The sequence below is a fragment of the Vibrio sp. 2130-1 genome, assembly GCF_033339515.1.
Genome location: NZ_JAWOUT010000717.1, coordinates 1 through 520, shown reverse-complemented (window position 1 = coordinate 520; position 520 = coordinate 1). Strand labels below are relative to the sequence as shown.

At 50.4% G+C, this 520-nt stretch carries 1 pseudogene; it reads left to right on the top strand.

The annotated features are described in order from the left end of the window. A pseudogene (locus tag R7Q09_RS28305) lies at window positions 1-520 on the top strand (cytochrome C biogenesis protein); the annotation flags it as partial.

Genomic DNA, 520 nt, shown 5'->3' with positions numbered 1-520 from the left:
AAGGGATGTTTGCAACCTTGCTTGCTACGCCTTGTTCTGCGCCTTTCCTAGGAACGGCCGTGGCGTTTGCTTTGGGTGCCGATGTGGTTACGCTGTTTGCAATTTTCACCGCCTTAGCGTTGGGGATGGCGTTGCCTTGGATTATGGTGGCAATTTTCCCAAGCATTGCGCTTAAATTGCCGAAGCCGGGTCAGTGGATGAACGTGGTCAAAAACGTATTTGGTGTGATGATGTTGGCCACCAGCGTTTGGCTACTGTCTTTGATGGCCAATCACCTACCAGTGTTTTGGGTCATTCTCGTCGGTTTAGTCGCGTTTATTGTTCTGATGATTCGCGTTAAACGCGTTCATGGCGATAAAGCACTCGTGGTATCCGGTTCTGCATCGCTTATCTTAATTGCTGGCGGGCTGCTACTTGGCAGTGTCACCGCAAATCAATGGGCGACACCGCTTCCTGAGGACTTAGCGTGGCAGAAGCTTTCTAACTCGGCGATTGAAGATTACGTCAATAATGGGCGAGT